The following is a 13,360-nucleotide window of genomic DNA, read 5'->3' on the forward strand; positions in this document are numbered from 1 at the left end:
CTATCCATCGGCAAGTTGCACGGCGGAGGACTGCGGTTGCTCGTTCGGAAGCAAGGCGTGGCTCACTTCAGGCAGGATGCGCGGCAAAGGGATTACTACGGGTGCGGCGCTTCCAACATATGCTCGATCCGGATCGGCAGGCCGCGCACACGCACGCCGGTTGCGTGGAAGACGGCATTGGCGATTGCCGGTGCCATCCCGACCAGCGCGATCTCGCCGATTCCCTTCACGCCCAGCGGATTGACGTGGGGGTCTTCCTCCTCGACGAAATGCGCCTCCACCTGGCCGACATCGAGGTTCACCGGCACGAGATAATCGGCCATGTGTGCATTGACCGGTCGGCCGTCGCGCGGATCGAGCACGGTCTGTTCCATCAGCGCCATGCCGATGCCGCCGATCATCCCGCCGATGCACTGGCTCTTCGCCAGTCGCGGGTTGACGATCCGTCCCGCACTATAGACGCCGACCGCGCGGCGCACGCGAATGATGCCGAGGTCAGGGTCGACCGCCACCTCGACGAACACCGCGCCGAAGGCGTGCATCGAATAGCGTTCCGCCACCTCGGCGCTGCGCCGCGAAGCCGCGCGCCCTTCGACCGGCCGGCCGAGGCTCGCAGCGATCTCGCCTGGGCTCTGTCCGGCGGTGGGGTCGCCGCGGCGGTGAAGCCGCCCGTCCTGCCACTCGAGCTGGTCCGGCGCTGCGCCGAACAGCGGCGAGCGCTGGTCCTCCACTGCTTGCACAACAGCCGCATCGAGTGCGGCAAGGCAGGCTTGGCGCACGGCCGATCCGACCGACGCCATGGTCCAGGAGCCGCCGTGCGACGGCGTCTGGGGGAAGCTGGAGCGGCCAAGGCTGAAACGCACCTGATCGACGGGCACGCCCAGCGTCTCGGCGGCAACCTGTGTCATCGAGGTATAGGTGCCCGGCCCCATGTCACTCGCCGCTGCTTCGATCTCGACCAGCCCATCGGGCCGCAGCCGGGCCAGCGCGTTCGCCGGTGCATGGCCGGCAGGATAGCTTGCCGCGGCTATGCCCATGCCGATCAGCAGCCGCCCGTCGCGCATCGATCGCGGCTCGGGCCGACGCGCGCTCCAGCCGAAGCGCTCGGCGCCCAGCGCATAGCATTGCATCAGCGACCGGCTGGAGAACGGTTTGTCCTCGCCTTCGTCGATCTTCGGCTCGTTCCGTCGGCGAAGCTCGATCGGATCGAGCCCGAGCCTGTATGACAGCTCGTCCATCGCGCATTCGAGCGCATGGATGCCGCTCGCCTCGCCGGGGCCGCGCATATAGGTGGGCGTGCCCGTGTCGAGTGGTGCCAGCCGGTGCCGCGTGCGGACGTTGGCGCAGCTATACATGAAGGTGGACGCAGCGGTGAGCGCTTCAAGGAATTGCTCGTAGCGGCTCGTCTCGCCGATGCCTTCGTGAATAAGCGCAGTGAGCCGCCCGTCGCGCGTGGCGCCGAGCGCGATGCACTGCGAGGTGCGCGGCCGATGGCCGGTGGTGAAGAACATCTGCTTGCGGCTGAGCACCAGCTTCACCGGCCGCCTGGTCATGCGCGCGGCGAGCGCGGCAACGGTCACATGCGGCCAGGCGCGCAGGGCACTGCCGAAGGCGCCGCCGATGAAGGGGCAGATCACTTCCACCTGATCGGCTTCGAGCCCGAAGATCGCGGCGATCTCGGCTGCCTCGTTCACGACGAACTGGCTCTTGCTCCACAATATCAGCCGGCCGTCCTGCCACTCGGCGACGGTGGCGTGCGGCTCCATCGGATTGTGGTTCTCGCGCGCCATCTCGTAGCGGACGTCGAGGCTCACCTCCGCGCGCTCCAGCGCCGCATCGGCGTCACCGCGCGCAGTGTCCGCCCGCACGCGCGAGCCCGGCCGGGTTGCAGCCTCGGGCAGCAGCGGCTCGGCGGCAGGCGCGTGGATGTCAGTGAGCGGCAGCTCGGCGGCATAGCGGATGTGCAGCGCCGCCGCGGCGCGCTCAGCCTGATCGAGCGTCTCCGCGACCACCACCGCAACAGGCTGGCCATAGAAGCGCACGAGATCATCCTGGAAGACGTGAAGCCGCTCACCCACGGCAGGATCGATCCCGGCCTTGTGCGGGCGATAGGCAAGGCGCGGGGCATTCAGATGGCTGATGACTGCGATCACGCCTGGCATCGCGCGGACGGCGCCCTGGTCGATCCCAGTGATGCGGCCGAGGCCCGCCGTCGCCGGCACAAGCACGCCATAAGCCTGGCCAGGCCTGTTGAAGTCTGCGGCATAGCGCGCCGCGCCCGTTACCTTGGCGCGTCCGTCGATGCGCGCGAGCGGCTGGCCGATCACTTGCGCCGTCATGCCCTGCCTCCTGCCATCTCCAGTGCCTGCACGATCGTGCGCGGCAGCAGCTCGACCTTGTAGGCATTGTGCGCGCGCGAAACGGCGCCCTCGGCGGCGAGCCGTGCCGCCGCTTCAAAGGATGCGCGGTCCGCACGCTTTCCGGCGAGCGCCGCCTCGACCGCGCGCAGCCGCCACGGCCGCGTGCCGACGCCGCCCACCGCGATCCGCGCCTCGCGCACGACCCCGCCGGCAAGATCGAGCGCCGCCGCTGCGGAGACGACGGCGAACTCGTAGGAAGCCCGGTCGCGCACCTTGAGGTAGCGCGCCTGCCGGGCATAGGCGCCGCCCGGCACCCGAACCTCCACGATGAGTTCACCGGGACGCAGATTATGCTCCAGATGCGGCGTTGCGCCCGGCAGCCGGTAGAGATCCTCGACCGGAAAGCTCCGCTCGCCCTCGGGGCCCAACACCCGCATCGTTGCGCCGAGTGCCACCAGCGCCACGGCGAGGTCCGACGGATGGGTGGCGATGCAGTGCTCGCTGGTGCCCAGAATCGCATGAACATGGTTGATGCCATGGAGCGCCGCGCAGCCTGTACCGGGCTCCCGCTTGTTGCACGCTGCGTCGCGCATCCGGAAATAGGGGCAGCGCACCCGCTGGAGCAGGTTGCCGCCGATCGAGGCCATGTTCCGCAGCTGCGGCGAGGCTCCCTCGACAAGCGTCTCGGAGATCAGCGGCTGAAGGCGGCGCGTCTCGGGATGGGCGGCGACGTCCGACATGCGGGCAAGCGCGCCGATCACCAGCGTGTCGCCGTCCGCGGCGATGCCGGCAAGCGGCAGCGCATTGATGTCGACCAGCCGCTCAGGCCTCTCGACCTCCTCGCGCATCAGGTCGATCAGCGTGGTGCCGCCGGCAATATAGCGCGCACCGCCGGCAGCAGCCTTGATCGCATCCTGCAGCGTCGCGGCTTTTTCCAGCGTGAAGGGGATCATCCGCGCACCCTCCTTGCCGTCTCGTCGATCGCGGCGACAATCCCAGGATAGGCGGCGCAGCGGCAGATGTTGCCGCTCATCCAGGCACGAATCTCGTGCGCCGATCCGGCATGGCCCTCGGCGATACAGGCGACGCCCGACATGATCTGCCCCGGCGTGCAGAAGCCGCACTGGAGCGCGTCGTGCTCAATGAACGCGGCCTGGAGCGGATGCAGCTCACCCTGGCCGGCCAGCCCCTCGATCGTGGTGATCTCCGCCCCGTCGTGCATCGCCGCGAGCGTGAGGCAGGAGACGACGCGACGCCCGCCAATGAGGATCGTGCAGGCGCCGCACGCGCCCTGGTTGCACCCCTTCTTGGTGCCGGTGAGATTGAGCCGCTCGCGCAGCACATCGAGCAGCGACTGGCGCGGATCGACCTCCAGCTGATGCGCCTCGCCGTTAATTCGGAGCGTCACCCGCATTGCTGCGCCCTTTCCCCCTCGGCCATCGCAGGCTGCGCTGTTGCCGGAAGCGCTGCGAGCGAGGTGGCGCCGGCCAGACTGAGCACGCCGCGTCGCGACAACCGGAAATCGTCACTCTCCCGCTCGGGGCCGTATTCCTGCCCAACCGTCTCGACCATCGTTCCCTCCTGAGCGGCGTCTCCCTCAGGCCGCGCTCGGTTCTGCCTGGGCGAAGTCCGTCGAGACCGAGACCGTGCGCCACTCGGCGATGATCGCCGCATCCGAGGCATGCTTGGCCTCGATCGCCGCGACCGTATCGCTGCCAAGCGGCAGCCGCACCGGCGGGTTGGGAACATCGGCGAAGGCGACGAGCACCTCGGCGAGCTTGTCGGGATCACCGGGCTGGCCGTGGTTGAGGCTGGCGGCACGCTCGCGCACCGCGCCTGCCGTGGCGTTATAGTCATCGATCCGGACCGGGCTCGCGACAAGCGAGCTCGCGTCGAGGAAATCCGTGCGGAAATAGCCCGGCTCGACCGCGGTGACATGGATGCCGAGGGGCTCAAGTTCGGCGTGCAGCGCCTCGGAGAGCCCTTCGACCGCGAACTTGGTCGACGCATAGACGCCAAAGCCAGGCCCCGCACGATAACCGCCGATCGACGAGATATTGAGGATCCGGCCTGCCCGCTGCGCCCGCATGTGCGGAAGCACCGCGCGGGTAACCGCCAAGAGGCCGAAGACGTTGGTACGATAGACGCGCTCGACCTCCTCGGCCGTCGCTTCCTCCACAGCGCCGAGCAGACCAAAGCCGGCATTGTTGAGGAGCACATCAATAGTGCCGAAGCGCGCGACGGCGGCGGCTGCGGCCCGACGGGCCTGCGCCTCGTCGGTCACGTCCAGCGCGAGCGCGAGCAGATTGGGATGGGCGCCGATCGCCTCGCGGACCGCGTCTTCGCGGCGAGCCGTCGCGACGACATTATCGCCCTGCGCCAGCGCCAGACGCGCGATCCTGAGCCCGAAGCCACGGGACGCGCCGGTGATGAACCAGGTCTTCATGGTGGCGTCTCCTTCCGTCGAGGTGCCCGGAAAGCATATGACGCCCGTGGCCTGGCCGCTGTCGCAGGATTTCGGCAACTATCGCGATATTGCGGCGGATGCGCGACCCGGTGCGCTTTCCCACGGCTTCGCCCTGCAATTTTCCTTGTATTTGCGCGAGATTGCCCACCTCAGGGTCACCTTCGCCCAAGGTATGGTCAGCCCAACACCGGGCCGCATGTTGCAGGGACAATTAGGCCGGGTTCCCCCATTTTTAATGTCAGGCACCGGCGTACCCGTTGCGGACGTTTAGGCGCAGCCTGCATGATCGCAGTAGCAGACGTCGCTCCTAGGCATCACATCATCGGGGGCGACTTGATGAAGTCGAGAAAGGCGCGCAGCGGCGGCGGGACGAGGCGGCGGCCGGAGTAGTAGAGGAACGGCCCGGAGAAGGGCTGCCACCAGTCCTGTAGCACAGGCTCAAGCGCGCCGCTCTCAAGATGCGGGCGCAGCCAGTCTTCGAACAGCTGGATGACCCCAACGCCCGCGACAGCCATGTCGACGGCAAGATCGGTGGCGGCGCCGACGCTGACCACCAGCGGGCCCTTCGGCTCGACACGCACCACCTCGCCCGCGCGCTCGAATTCCCAGGGGCTGGTCATCACGCCGCTGGCGAAGCGGCCGAGCAGGCAGGCGTGCTCCAGCAAGTCCCGCGGGTGGCCAGGGCGGCCATGCCGGTCGAGATAGGCCGGTGCCGCGGCAGTGGCGAACCGCTGGAGACGAGGCCCGATCGGCACTGCGATCATGTCCTGCTCCAGGCGCTCCTCGTAGCGAATGCCGGCGTCGCAGCCCGACGCCAGCACATCGACGAAGCTGTCATCCGCCATGATTTCCATCCGAATGTCGGGATAGGCGGCCAGAAAACCTGGCAGAATGGCCGGCAACACAAGGCGGGCGGCACTGACCGGCACATTGAGGCGCAGCGTGCCAGCCGGCTTGTCGCGAAAGCCGTTCACAACATCAAGCGCCGCCTCCACCTCGCCGAGCGCAGGGGTAAGGCGGTCGATCAGGCGCGCGCCTGCCTCCGTCGGAGTGACGCTGCGGGTGGTGCGATGGAGCAGGCGAACACCCAGCCGGCTCTCGAGGCGGCGGACCGCCTCGCTGAGCGTCGAAGCGCTAACGCCGGAGATGCGGGCCGCATCGCGAAAGCCCCGTGCCCGCGCCACGGCAAGGAAGACGTTCAGGTCGCCGAGATCTGCTTTCATTGTCCGCTTTTCCGTACAGCCCGTACAGATCATGCCGGATTATCGACCTAGTCGGCAATGCCTAGTTTGAGGCCATTGAAGGAGGCACAGACATGCAAATGATCGAACAAGCCGGCACTTTCAAACTGGGAGACCGCACCGTAAAGCGGCTGGGCTACGGCGCGATGCAACTCGCCGGCCCCCATGTTTTTGGCCCCCGCGCGATAGGGAAGCGGCACTCGCCGTGCTGCGCGAAGCGGTGGCGAGCGGCATCAACCACATCGACACCAGCGACTACTATGGGCCGCATATCACCAACCAGCTCATCCGCGCGGCGCTGTCCCCCTACCCTCATGATCTGGTGCTGGTCACCAAGGTCGGCGCGCGCCGGGGAGAGGATGGATCCTGGCTTCCCGCTTTCAGCGCGGACGACATCGCCCGGGCGGTGGAGGATAATCTGCGTAACCTCGGCCTGGAGACGCTCGACGTCGTCAACCTGCGGGCCATGTTTGACCCCTATGGTCCGGCGGAAGGGTCGATCGCCGCGCCGCTCAAAGCGCTCGCTGATCTTCAGCGGCAAGGGCTGGTGCGCCATATCGGCCTCAGCAATGTGACGGCAGCGCAGGTGGCGGAGGGCCGCAGCATCGCTGAGATTGTCTGCGTGCAGAACCACTACAATCTCGCCCATCGCGACGATGATGCGCTTATTGATGCCTTGGCGGCAGATGGAATTGCCTATGTGCCGTTCTTTCCCTTAGGTGGCTTCAGCCCCTTGCAGTCGGCAACGCTGTCCGAGGTTGCCCAGCGCCTGCAGGCAACGCCCATGCAGGTGGCGCTGGCTTGGCTGCTGCAGCGGGCCCCCAATATCCTGCTGATTCCCGGCACCTCGTCGCCCGCCCATCTGCGCGAGAACATCGCCGCCGCGTCACTGGCTCTGCCGGACGAGGCGATCGTGCGACTTGACGGCATCGCAATGGCTAAGGCCGCCGAGTAGCGAGCCCCTCAAGGAGACCCGACATGCCTTTTGCCAATATCAAAGTGCCCGAAGCCGCGCTCAACCGCAGCCAGAAGGAAGAGATCATCCACCGCATAACCGACATGTTCGTCGACTACTTCACCGAGGCGGCGCGTCCGCACACGATGGTCCTGATCGAAGAGGTCAAGGACGGCGGCTATGGCCGTGCCGACGAGGTGTTCCGTATCCCCGATGCCTATCGAGCAAAGGACTAACGCTAGGTTGCGATGTCTGCGGCGAAGCGAGGGCGAGCGGCTTGCCTCCGTCACAAGGCCCCTCAATCCCTCGCTTCTGCCGTGGGCGTAAACATCCTTGGCAGGTTCGCGCCCGTGCTGGACATTCGTGGTTGGTTTGACCAATGCTGCGGCCGGATGTTTGTTGCGCTGGCCTCGAACCAACCGCTTCATCAATCCGGCGGTCATTCCTTGAAGATGTGCCCGCCCGCATCTTCCAGCCCCTTCATCGTGAGCAGGTAAGGCATTGGGCCATAGCTCACCCGCGCAACGCCTGCCTTGGCGAAGGCGTCCGGCCCCGGCGAATTCGCGCCCAGCATGACATTGACGGGAAGGGGGCTTACCGCGGCCAGCTGCGCGATGCGTTCGATAGTCACGAGGCCCGGAACAAAGAGGCCATCCGCGCCGGCCTCCGCATAGGCATGGGCGCGCTCAATCACCGATTGCAGGAGCGAAACGTCGGAATCGCTTGCGCCTTTCTGGAAGAAGACGTCGGTGCGCGCGTTGATGAAATAGGGAATGCCGGTTGCGTCAGCAGCCTGCCGCGCGCGCCGTATGCGGGCGGCCTGCTCGGAAATCTCGCGCAGCGTTCCGTCATGCGGGAAGCTGTCTTCGATGTTGCAGCCGACCGCGCCTGCCTCGATCGTCCGCTCGATTGTCTGCGCCGGATCATCATAACCGCTTTCGATATCGATGCTGACCGGGAGGTCGGCCGCGACGACGATGCGCTGCAAATTGGCAATCACAAGGTCCAGGGCAAGCTTTTCCCCGTCCGCCAGGCCGTGCGCGGCCGCCACCGCCCAGCTGCTGGTCGCAAGTGCGGCGGGCTTGGTAGAGGCAACGGCGCGCGCGCTTCCAGCATCCCAGATATTGAAGAGGACAAGCGGCTTTCCGGCGACGTGGAGCGCCCTGAACTGTTCTGCCTTGGTCTTCTGATCAGTCATTTTCAGCCTCGTTAAACGAAAAATGGGTTTTGAATCCCGAATAGCGGGCGGCGATCGCGTCCAGAAAATCATGCGGCTCGAAAAGCTCGCTCAACGCGAATGCGCCACTGCCTGACGCTTGTGCATGTCCCCGGAGGATGCGTTCCGCCGCCTCGACGACGATCGGCGCAGTGATGGCGTAGATATCCTGCCCCACGGCAAAGGCGCGGCGCTGCCTGCCATCGTTCTCCGCAACGACATCGACCACGAACGTTTGCGAAGAGCGGCCAAGCGCATCGGCCGCAATCGGCCCAGGTGTCCGGGGATCTCTTACCTCGGTCAGCGGCAGCAGGTTCATGACGCTGCTGGCATTGCCAATACGCCGATCACGAGCGATGGTGATGACTTCGCTGAACGGCATGGAAGTGACATCCTGCCGACCAAAAGGTGCCGGAAAATCCCATTTGACAGGGAGAGCCGACGGCTGGAGCGTTACAAGCGCGCCATCTGACAATTGCACCCGGGGCACGGTATTGCGCTGGCCTGTGATGCGGGTTCCTTGCGTTGGTTGCCAGCTGTCGAGCGCAATGGCGATCCGCACATGGTCGGCCTTGTGCCAGCCCTGCATCGCTGCACGGGCAAGGAGACTGGCAAGTCCCCCGTAGAAGCTTGCAGCCGGGACGATCTTGATACCCGCCGACCGCGCCGCCGCGTTAAAATTCGCAAAGGTGTCGCGCGCGGCCTGCTGCTCTGCCGTGACATCCAGATAATGTACGCCCCCTCGCAGGGCGGCCTCGATGACCGGCTGCGCTGTATCGAGGAATGGCCCGGCGCAATTAATCACCACCGATGCCCCGGCCAGCGCCCGGTCCAACGCCGCCGGATCGTCAAGCGATGCAATGCGCGTCTCGGTGGCCTCCACCTGTTCGAGTTTTTCGGCACTGCGGCCGATCGCAACCACGGGCAGGTTGCGGCGCCGCAGCTCCGCCACGACAAAGCGCCCAGTATGCCCCGACGCACCGTAAACGGCTATCGCTGCAAGCCCCTTCGCGTGATCCCCGCGCGGGGCCAATATGTCGTCTGTCTGGCTGGTCATGCTGAACTCCTTCTGCATGAACACCGGATAGACGCAACCAATGATTGCGGATATAGCAAAGGATAGACAACACTTGTGCAGTATCAGCAATAATGAAGCTAGCCAATCTTGAGCTGTTCGAAGAGGTCTATCGCCGAGGTAGCTTCAGTGCCGTCGCCCGAGCGCGCAACGTTGCGCCATCCGTCATCTCGCGCGCGATTGCGGCGCTGGAGGCGGAGCTCGGCACGCTCTTGTTCTACCGGACGACGCGCAAGATTGCCCCAACCGAGGCGGCAACTGTGCTCGCCCAGGAGATCGAACAGCATCTGGATGCGCTTCGCTCGCTGCACACCATAGTTGCTGATACGGCGGGCGGCCCGAGCGGCATTCTTCGGATATCCGCATCGCATTCATTCGGCATTCGTCATCTGAGCCGCATCATCCCCGCCTTCTGTGCAGAATACCCGAAGGTTAAGGTCCAGCTGTCGCTTACCGACAGGATCGTGGACATTGTCGGGGAGCGGTTTGACCTCGCACTTCGGCATGGGCCGTTGGCGGATTCCGCGCTGATCGCGCGCCCGATCTTGCGGACCCGCTATTATGCCTGCGCGAGCCCGGCTTATCTTGCAGCCACCGGCTCCCCTTCAGACCCATCCGAGCTCAGCGATCGAGACTGTTTGACATTTCCGCTGCCGGGCTTCTCGGACGTCTGGCGGTTCAGAAATGCCGACGGCCAGGAGACCGAGGTGCCCATTCGCAGCGCCATGTCAGCGAACAGCGGCCTGGTTCTCAGGGATTGCGCGTTGCAAGGCCTCGGGGTCGTCCTCCTCAGCGATTGGCTCATCGGGGAAGACCTCGCCGACGGCCGACTGATCGACCTGTTTCCCGATCATCATGTAACGCCGAGCAATTTTCAGACCGTTATTTCGGCCGTTTATCCCAACCGGAAGTACACGCCCCAAAAGGTGAAGGCATTTGTCACCTTCCTCCAACAGCATTTCAACGCCGCAGGCGCTGGCGATGCATTGCTCCATGTCAGCACCGGGCGATGAGCAGGCCTGAGTGAGGCCGTGATCGGCAGTAAGAGACGCTTAGCCCTTTTCGGCCGATAAGGTGTACGCCACGATCGCATTGGCATGGCCGTGGCCCATTCCATGCTCGTTCTTCAACATGGCCACGAGTTCCATGTGCTTCGCCGGCAGATGCTTGCGAACAAGATCCTGCCATTCGGCGATCGGTCGTCCATATTTTTTCTCAATGGATGGAAAGTAAGAAGCCGGACCCTTGATCGGTTCGTTAGCCACGGTGGTTCATGCTCCAAATTGCGTAGTCCGGCAGCATGCTCGCATTCAGATGCCGAGAACGCAAGGGCAGCTCGCCGGAGCGTCGGCGCCGCCAGCAGGCCAAGCCCGAACAGCCGCATCTTACGCGGAATGCCGGAGCACAGGAGAGAGACAATACCCGCCAGGGCGGCACGATCCGAAAACCCTCGGACGGCCGCCCTTCGGCATGGGTGGTTCAGACGGCAGCAGCGGCGCGATCACCGCCCACGGCGCATCAGGAACCAGAGGATTGCTCATGCAGACAAAAACACAGAGATGCCGTTTTGTTAGGTCGCCTTGGCTGGCCGAGCCAAATGCTATGAGCGAGGCAACTCAAGCGGCCGCGATCATCCGGCGAACATAAGTGCTTCGCGTCAGCCAGTAATCGAGGCTCACATAGCGACCGCCGCCCGAGAAAAACAGAACGGCCAGCATGATCAGGTAAGTCGCCGTGAATTCGATGCCGTTGTTGAGGATCACGGGATCACCAAGTTCGGTGATATAATTGAATCGTCCCGGAAAATTCTGCCACAGCCATTCCATGAAGGCCTGCATCCGGAGAGTAGACTCGGCCGTTTTGCCGGCGATCGCAGCCCAGCCATGAGACCAGTGGACCGTTAGCCCTGCCACGGTCATGGTGACCATCAGCGGGAGCGACATGAGGCGCGTGAAAAGGCCTAGCGCCAGGCAGACGCATCCTGCGGTTTCGGCGGCGGTCGCAAGGCTTGCCATGAGAAGCGGGAAAGGCATCCCGAGTCCTCCCTGTGAGGCGGGTGCGGCGAACCACGAGACAAGCCCGGAGAAGCCCGTGATCTTCGCATGAGCGCCTTCGTACAGAGTTGGCAAAAGATAAAGGCGGATGGCGAGCGGAGGCAGGAAATCCAACGCTTGCGCCTTTTCCAGGGCTGCCGTGATGAGCGGTAATGGCCTCATGATGTTTTCTCCATTTGGCAAGGAACCACGGTAATCATTTCATCGGCGAGTGCGCGGGCCAGCCAAGCTTGAGCCGAAAACGGATCGGGGCCGTTCGCGAGTGGCATGGCCTGCCGAATGGCTTCGAGATTGCGACAGTCTTCGTGGGTGAGCCGGCGGATCTCCACGGAGTGATCGGCCTTCCGGTAAATGGCGCAAGGCAGTCCCGCGAAATAGGCAGCGGCAACATCGCCGAGGGTCGATCCGAGATCCTCAGGGTCGAACGGGAGCAGCACGAAACGCAGCGTCGGGTTCAGCGAGAGCGGTAGGCCCGTGCCACTTCGGCTGCGAGCGCGAGGGACCACGCAGGGGTCGATCTCTACAGAGAGCAGGCACCACTCGTATTCCAGCACGGCAAGAAGCGAAGCGTCCAACTGCAGCCGGGCTTGCGCGAAGGCGACGAATTCGGTGGCAATGTGATGAAATTGTGGCCGCGCGGCCCGGTGGTGCACAACGAAGGCATCGACGGCATCCGCAAGGGGCCCGTTTCCGTATCGTGCGACAAAGGTGGGAAAGCTGTGCTGGAGCACGTCCGCGACGTTCTCGCGCAGAAGCGATCCGTACACGGGCTTGCGCCCTGAGCGCGCTCGTTTGCACAGGGCTGCCAGTTCCGCTTCCATCGCGGTGGGCGGAGCAGCGCATTCAGCAGGCATGAGAGGGCTTCCTTGCGAGCGGCGCGCTGACGGCGCGCAATTCCTTAAGGAGCGCGTCGAGGGCAGGCACGAAATTGTCGCGCTCCAGCAGCAGCGGACGGTCTCCATGGAGCCGCCGTACCTCGCGGCCAAGATCTGCAACTTCATCGGCTACAGGCGTGCCATGGGTGTCGAGCAGCGTACCGTCGGCCAGTTCTAGGTGCCCGGCTATGTGGTGATAGGCAATGGCCTCAGCCGGCAGCGCGCGGATAAATGCTTGCACATCCTGCCCATGATTGCGGGCGTTGACCCAGGCGTTGTTGATGTCGAGCAGCAGCCCGCAGCTTGAGTGCCGGACAAGCTCGGCGAGGAACTCGCCCTCGGGCATCTCGCCTCCGTACTCGTGGTAGCGGGAGATATTCTCCAGCACGAGCCGCCGCCCGGTCATGTCCTGCACCATCGCGATGCGGTCTGACAGGTAGGCGATGTTTTCCAGGCGACGCGGTATCGGCAGCAAATCATAGAGCTGGCCTTGTGCATCGCGCGAGGTGCTCAGGTGGTCGCTGTAGATCGCGATGGCGTAATCGTCGAGGAAGGCGCGCACTTCGCGCAGGAAGCGCACGTCGAGCGGCTCGGTGGCGCCGATCGACAGGCTGAGGCCATGTGCTACGAGCGGATACTTCCCGGCAATGCAGTCGAGCTGTTCACGCCGACGGCCACCAATGCCCATCCAGTTTTCAGGCGCGAGTTCAAGGAAGTCGAGGCCGGGAACCGGCGCTCTTTCACAGAGCGCCGGGACCAGCTCGGGTCGCAGGCCAAGACCGCGCGCCGTGGGGCTCAGCTGCCGCATACACCCTCCGCAAGCCGGTCCTTCCGGCTCTGCACGACGTTGTAGCCCTTGCCGCTCGGCCCGCACTTGCCATCGCGGGCGCGCACCAGCTTGCCGTTGGGATCGTGCGTGATCTTCGCCTGGCTGTAGATCTTCTCCGTACCGCACTTGCCGCTGGCGCACTTGCCGCCGCCCTTGGCGGGCTGGCTCGCGGCGGGGAGCGGAGCGGCGGCAGTGGCCGTGGCGGCGTAGGCCGGCAAGCCGAGCAGCGAAGCGGCGGCAATGCCCAGGACGAGTTCATGCTTCATGTCGTTGTCTCCTTGGTGGGAT

At 65.0% G+C, this 13,360-nt stretch carries 17 protein-coding genes and 1 pseudogene; 4 read left to right on the top strand and 14 right to left on the bottom strand.

Translation table 11 applies throughout. The annotated features are described in order from the left end of the window. Window positions 1-95 precede the first annotated feature (95 nt). Genes L0C21_RS14280 through L0C21_RS14295 form a run of 5 tightly spaced genes read right to left on the bottom strand, consistent with a single transcriptional unit; the run spans window position 96 to window position 4,806 of the window. Complete coding sequence (locus L0C21_RS14280; protein ID WP_259279112.1) at window positions 96-2,339, bottom strand: xanthine dehydrogenase family protein molybdopterin-binding subunit; 2,244 nt, start codon at window positions 2,337-2,339, stop codon at window positions 96-98. Beyond that, window positions 2,336-3,313, bottom strand: coding sequence for an FAD binding domain-containing protein (locus L0C21_RS14285; RefSeq protein ID WP_259279113.1), 978 nt, complete (start codon window positions 3,311-3,313; stop codon window positions 2,336-2,338). The genes L0C21_RS14280 and L0C21_RS14285 overlap by 4 nt, the downstream gene beginning before the upstream one ends. Further along, complete coding sequence (locus tag L0C21_RS14290) at window positions 3,310-3,774, bottom strand: (2Fe-2S)-binding protein (protein ID WP_374940267.1); 465 nt, start codon at window positions 3,772-3,774, stop codon at window positions 3,310-3,312. Before L0C21_RS14290 ends, L0C21_RS14285 begins: the two co-directional genes overlap by 4 nt. After that, window positions 3,765-3,932 carry a hypothetical protein gene (locus L0C21_RS16745; RefSeq protein WP_310593399.1) on the bottom strand — a complete coding sequence of 56 codons (168 nt, stop codon included), beginning with the start codon at window positions 3,930-3,932 and terminating at the stop codon, window positions 3,765-3,767. Before L0C21_RS16745 ends, L0C21_RS14290 begins: the two co-directional genes overlap by 10 nt. Window positions 3,933-3,957: 25 nt before the next feature. Next, window positions 3,958-4,806 carry an oxidoreductase gene (locus tag L0C21_RS14295; RefSeq protein WP_259279114.1) on the bottom strand — a complete coding sequence of 283 codons (849 nt, stop codon included), beginning with the start codon at window positions 4,804-4,806 and terminating at the stop codon, window positions 3,958-3,960. Here L0C21_RS14295 and L0C21_RS14300 point away from each other — a divergent pair. Beyond that, window positions 4,790-5,098, top strand: a complete 309-nt coding sequence (locus L0C21_RS14300) for a hypothetical protein (RefSeq protein ID WP_259279115.1) — start codon at window positions 4,790-4,792, stop codon at window positions 5,096-5,098. The two genes, L0C21_RS14295 and L0C21_RS14300, sit on opposite strands and share 17 nt — an antisense overlap. Window positions 5,099-5,141: 43 nt before the next feature. Here L0C21_RS14300 and L0C21_RS14305 read toward each other — a convergent pair whose 3' ends face one another. Then, on the bottom strand, window positions 5,142-6,050 hold the full coding sequence (locus tag L0C21_RS14305; RefSeq protein WP_259279116.1) for a LysR family transcriptional regulator: 909 nt from the start codon (window positions 6,048-6,050) through the stop codon (window positions 5,142-5,144). A 223-nt stretch (window positions 6,051-6,273) separates the two neighbouring features. Between L0C21_RS14305 and L0C21_RS14310 the strand changes: the two genes are divergently transcribed. After that, window positions 6,274-7,023: an oxidoreductase gene (locus tag L0C21_RS14310; RefSeq protein WP_310593400.1), complete on the top strand. Its 750-nt coding sequence runs from the start codon at window positions 6,274-6,276 to the stop codon at window positions 7,021-7,023. Between the two features lie 23 nt (window positions 7,024-7,046). After that, a complete protein-coding gene (locus tag L0C21_RS14315; protein WP_259279117.1) occupies window positions 7,047-7,259 on the top strand; it encodes a tautomerase family protein in 213 nt (70 codons plus the stop codon). Between the two features lie 203 nt (window positions 7,260-7,462). Here L0C21_RS14315 and L0C21_RS14320 read toward each other — a convergent pair whose 3' ends face one another. After that, a complete protein-coding gene (locus L0C21_RS14320) occupies window positions 7,463-8,293 on the bottom strand; it encodes an isocitrate lyase/PEP mutase family protein (RefSeq protein WP_259279118.1) in 831 nt (276 codons plus the stop codon). Next, a complete protein-coding gene (locus L0C21_RS14325; RefSeq protein ID WP_259279119.1) occupies window positions 8,214-9,296 on the bottom strand; it encodes a saccharopine dehydrogenase family protein in 1,083 nt (360 codons plus the stop codon). Before L0C21_RS14325 ends, L0C21_RS14320 begins: the two co-directional genes overlap by 80 nt. Before the next feature lie 92 nt (window positions 9,297-9,388). Between L0C21_RS14325 and L0C21_RS14330 the strand changes: the two genes are divergently transcribed. Then, window positions 9,389-10,327, top strand: a complete 939-nt coding sequence (locus tag L0C21_RS14330) for a LysR family transcriptional regulator (RefSeq protein WP_259279120.1) — start codon at window positions 9,389-9,391, stop codon at window positions 10,325-10,327. Window positions 10,328-10,366: 39 nt separating this feature from the next. Here the strand turns inward: L0C21_RS14330 and L0C21_RS14335 are convergent, their stop codons facing one another. The 6 genes and pseudogenes from L0C21_RS14335 to L0C21_RS14360 all read right to left on the bottom strand — a co-directional run bounded on the left by L0C21_RS14335 (window position 10,367) and on the right by L0C21_RS14360 (window position 13,338). Beyond that, on the bottom strand, window positions 10,367-10,579 hold the full coding sequence (locus L0C21_RS14335) for a DUF4287 domain-containing protein (RefSeq protein ID WP_259279121.1): 213 nt from the start codon (window positions 10,577-10,579) through the stop codon (window positions 10,367-10,369). Window positions 10,580-10,664: 85 nt separating this feature from the next. Beyond that, a pseudogene (locus L0C21_RS14340) lies at window positions 10,665-10,855 on the bottom strand (transposase); the annotation flags it as partial. Between the two features lie 75 nt (window positions 10,856-10,930). Then, window positions 10,931-11,530: an HvfX family Cu-binding RiPP maturation protein gene (locus L0C21_RS14345; protein WP_259279122.1), complete on the bottom strand. Its 600-nt coding sequence runs from the start codon at window positions 11,528-11,530 to the stop codon at window positions 10,931-10,933. Next, the gene (locus tag L0C21_RS14350; protein WP_259279123.1) at window positions 11,527-12,222 is read right to left on the bottom strand and encodes an HvfC/BufC family peptide modification chaperone; all 696 of its coding nucleotides are present in this window, start codon (window positions 12,220-12,222) and stop codon (window positions 11,527-11,529) included. The genes L0C21_RS14345 and L0C21_RS14350 overlap by 4 nt, the downstream gene beginning before the upstream one ends. Further along, window positions 12,212-13,051 carry an MbnB/TglH/ChrH family RiPP precursor modification enzyme gene (locus tag L0C21_RS14355; protein ID WP_259279124.1) on the bottom strand — a complete coding sequence of 280 codons (840 nt, stop codon included), beginning with the start codon at window positions 13,049-13,051 and terminating at the stop codon, window positions 12,212-12,214. Before L0C21_RS14355 ends, L0C21_RS14350 begins: the two co-directional genes overlap by 11 nt. Then, window positions 13,039-13,338 (bottom strand): hypothetical protein, encoded by a 300-nt coding sequence (locus L0C21_RS14360; RefSeq protein WP_259279125.1) that lies wholly within the window; start codon window positions 13,336-13,338, stop codon window positions 13,039-13,041. The genes L0C21_RS14355 and L0C21_RS14360 overlap by 13 nt, the downstream gene beginning before the upstream one ends. Window positions 13,339-13,360 lie beyond the last annotated feature (22 nt).

It is taken from the genome of Pedomonas mirosovicensis (assembly GCF_022569295.1).
In the GTDB taxonomy this organism is placed as follows: domain Bacteria; phylum Pseudomonadota; class Alphaproteobacteria; order Sphingomonadales; family Sphingomonadaceae; genus Pedomonas; species Pedomonas mirosovicensis.

Excerpts from the sequence above, each read along its gene's own strand:
- L0C21_RS16745 (WP_310593399.1), bottom strand. The coding sequence starts at position 3,932 with ATGGTCGAGACGGTTGGGCAGGAATACGGCCCCGAGCGGGAGAGTGAC.
- L0C21_RS14355 (WP_259279124.1), bottom strand. The coding sequence starts at position 13,051 with ATGCGGCAGCTGAGCCCCACGGCGCGCGGTCTTGGCCTGCGACCCGAG.
- L0C21_RS14295 (WP_259279114.1), bottom strand. The coding sequence starts at position 4,806 with ATGAAGACCTGGTTCATCACCGGCGCGTCCCGTGGCTTCGGGCTCAGG.
- L0C21_RS14305 (WP_259279116.1), bottom strand. The coding sequence starts at position 6,050 with ATGAAAGCAGATCTCGGCGACCTGAACGTCTTCCTTGCCGTGGCGCGG.
- L0C21_RS14320 (WP_259279118.1), bottom strand. The coding sequence starts at position 8,293 with ATGATTTTCTGGACGCGATCGCCGCCCGCTATTCGGGATTCAAAACCC.
- L0C21_RS14345 (WP_259279122.1), bottom strand. The coding sequence starts at position 11,530 with ATGAGGCCATTACCGCTCATCACGGCAGCCCTGGAAAAGGCGCAAGCG.
- L0C21_RS14360 (WP_259279125.1), bottom strand. The coding sequence starts at position 13,338 with ATGAAGCATGAACTCGTCCTGGGCATTGCCGCCGCTTCGCTGCTCGGC.
- L0C21_RS14300 (WP_259279115.1), top strand. The coding sequence starts at position 4,790 with ATGAACCAGGTCTTCATGGTGGCGTCTCCTTCCGTCGAGGTGCCCGGA.
- L0C21_RS14350 (WP_259279123.1), bottom strand. The coding sequence starts at position 12,222 with ATGCCTGCTGAATGCGCTGCTCCGCCCACCGCGATGGAAGCGGAACTG.
- L0C21_RS14280 (WP_259279112.1), bottom strand. The coding sequence starts at position 2,339 with ATGACGGCGCAAGTGATCGGCCAGCCGCTCGCGCGCATCGACGGACGC.
- L0C21_RS14315 (WP_259279117.1), top strand. The coding sequence starts at position 7,047 with ATGCCTTTTGCCAATATCAAAGTGCCCGAAGCCGCGCTCAACCGCAGC.
- L0C21_RS14325 (WP_259279119.1), bottom strand. The coding sequence starts at position 9,296 with ATGACCAGCCAGACAGACGACATATTGGCCCCGCGCGGGGATCACGCG.
- L0C21_RS14290 (WP_374940267.1), bottom strand. The coding sequence starts at position 3,774 with ATGCGGGTGACGCTCCGAATTAACGGCGAGGCGCATCAGCTGGAGGTC.
- L0C21_RS14285 (WP_259279113.1), bottom strand. The coding sequence starts at position 3,313 with ATGATCCCCTTCACGCTGGAAAAAGCCGCGACGCTGCAGGATGCGATC.
- L0C21_RS14330 (WP_259279120.1), top strand. The coding sequence starts at position 9,389 with ATGAAGCTAGCCAATCTTGAGCTGTTCGAAGAGGTCTATCGCCGAGGT.